Annotated in this window: 2 protein-coding genes; both read right to left on the reverse strand. The window is 73.1% G+C overall.

Annotated features, from left to right (window positions below; translation table 11 throughout):
* Nucleotides 1-197: 197 nt before the first annotated feature.
* Nucleotides 198-1,046: a DUF4097 family beta strand repeat-containing protein gene (locus tag AC067J_RS43970; RefSeq protein WP_478308508.1), complete on the reverse strand. Its 849-nt coding sequence runs from the start codon at nucleotides 1,044-1,046 to the stop codon at nucleotides 198-200.
* A 93-nt stretch (nucleotides 1,047-1,139) separates the two neighbouring features.
* The gene (locus AC067J_RS43975) at nucleotides 1,140-1,673 is read right to left on the reverse strand and encodes a hypothetical protein (RefSeq protein WP_478308509.1); all 534 of its coding nucleotides are present in this window, start codon (nucleotides 1,671-1,673) and stop codon (nucleotides 1,140-1,142) included.
* Between the last annotated feature and the right edge of the window lie 617 nt (nucleotides 1,674-2,290).

Below are 2,290 nucleotides of genomic sequence, written 5' to 3' on the forward strand. Positions count from 1 at the left end.
GCCGTAGGACTTGCGCAGGCCGACGGCGGAGACGGCGATCGGGGACGGGTGGCCGTTCCCTCGCCTGGGCGTGGGCATGACAGATGAAGGCATGGAGCCCTCCCGTTCGGAGGCTGGAGTGGCGGAGGTGGCGGGGGAGGGGTGAAGCGGCGGGGTGTGAGCAGGGCGGGGCGAGGGGGCCTGGGGCCCCGGTGTGCTCAGGGCTTGGCGCGGCGGATGTCGATGTTGCCGTGCCGGGTGCGGGCGTGGACCTTGACGGTGTTGTCGGTCTTCTCCGGGGCCTCGGAGGGGGTGAGGGTGTTGCGCACCTGGCCGGAGCCCGAGCTGACGTCGAGCCAGGCGGCGGTGTCCTGGCGGATGCCGACCTCGATGGCGCCGTAGGAGGTCTCCAGTTGGACGGTGCCGCGGGCGACTTCGGCGACGCGCAGGGTGCCGTGGGCGGTGGTGGCGGCGACGGAGTCCTCGGCGCGTCGGATCTCGATGTCGCCGTTGGCGCCGCTCACCCGCAGTTCGCCGGTCGCGGTGCCGACGGCCGTCGTGCCGTGGGAGTTCTTCAGGACGGCGGGGCCGTCGACGAAGTCGACGCGCATGCTGCCGGAGCTGGTGGTGATCTCGGCGGGGCCTTCGACGCGGTCGACGGTGATGGAGCCGTGGGAGGCGGTGAGCGTCAGCGGGCCCGTGGTGTCGAGGCGGACGTCGCCGGAGGAGGTCTTCACGCGGGTCTCGCCGAGTCGGCCTTCGCCGAGGACCTGGGTCCAGGCACCGGTCGTGTCGACGTCCGAGCCGGTGGGCAGTTCGACGGTCACGTCGACGATGCCGGTGCGGCCGATGCCGAGGAGGTTGGGCTTGGGTGTCCGGACGGTCAGGACGCCGTTCGCGTAGCCGATCTCGGTCTGCTCGGCCGTTCGCGCGTCCCGGTCCTTCTTCGGGTCGCGGGGTCGTACCTCGACGGTGGTGTGGAGGTGCTCGCCGGCGATGAACTGGATGGAGCCGGCTTCCACGTGCGCGGTGACCGAGATCGGGTCGGGAGTGTCGAAGGTGGGCATGGCTGGTCCGTTCTCTTGAGTCGTCGGGGCGTCCCCGCTGGTGGGGGTGCGGTGTCGGTGGGGGGCGGGTGGGGCGTGGTGGCGCGGGTGCGGTCAGCGGACCCAGCCGGTGATGCTCTGCCCGATGGTCCGGGGTCTGTTCGTCGTGCGGGGCCGGGCGGTGTCGTCGACCGCGGCCGACACGGCGCGTACCAGCCAGGCGTTGACCGACAGGCCCTCGCGGCTCGCGCTGTCCTCGGCGCGGGCCTTGAGGTGGGCCGGCAGCCGCAGGCTGATCCGGGCGGTGGCGCCCTCGTCCTCGTCGGCCGGGACCGGGCTCGGGGCTCTGGGTGGTGCGGCGGGTTCGGCGTGAGCTGCCGGTTCCACGGGGGCGCCGGTGCGGGCGGGTGGGGGCGTCACCACGAAGTCGGGGTCGAGTCCGCGCAGTCGTACGTCGACCGAGCCGGGGGCGAGCTCGCGGGTGATCTCGTCCATCGCGGCGGAGAGCACGTTGAGCATGGTCAGGCGGGTGGCCGACATCAGCGGAGCGGTGAGCCGCTCGGCCAGTTCGCGGGCGTCCTCCCCGCCGGCTGCGGCGGCCACCGCTAGTTCGCGCCGGAGGGTGTCGACATACGGGGCGAGGTCCATGACGTCATCATGGCATCACTGTGGCGCCATCGGCAAGCCCAAATGGCATCGGGTGTGGCGCGGGTTCCGAGCCGGCCGTCCTGGCTGCGGAAACGCAGGGAGGGCGACCACGGCTCACGGTGGCGCCATGCGTGTGCCTGCACTCTCCGGCGATCGTCGAATGGCGCCGGTGGTGCCACGTGGCGGCGATCGGGCCGCCGGGGTCGGGGCGGTCGGAGTCGGGTCCGCGGCGCGGCCTCGGCCTGCCGGTGCCACGGTCGGCGGCGCCAGGAAGTGGCTCCCGGCCCGCACCGCTCTTCGGATCGGGCTCGGGCGACAGCCCCTGGTGTCGCACGAGGCGCCAACGGCGACTGGCAATGGCGCCACACATGCGCCATGATGGCGTCATGGGGGGTGCACCCCTCGGCCTCACCGGCCGAGGGGTGCACGTTTCGCGGTGTGGGACATCCGAGGGGGCGGGTCATGGAGACAGCACAGAACCGGGAGCAGGCGGCGCCCGGAGCCTTGGCGGCCTTCGCCCGTTTCGTCGTCTGCGGCGGCGGGGTGGGGCTCGCCTCCAGCTTCGCCGTGACGGGTCTCGCGTCCTGGATGCCCTGGGTCCTGGCGAACGCCCTGAC

The organism is Kitasatospora sp. NPDC042419, from assembly GCF_056437345.1.

Bases quoted from the DNA above. Each gene is read 5' to 3' on its own strand.
- AC067J_RS43970 (WP_478308508.1), bottom strand. From the start codon at position 1,046: ATGCCCACCTTCGACACTCCCGACCCGATCTCGGTCACCGCGCACGTG.
- AC067J_RS43975 (WP_478308509.1), bottom strand. From the start codon at position 1,673: ATGGACCTCGCCCCGTATGTCGACACCCTCCGGCGCGAACTAGCGGTG.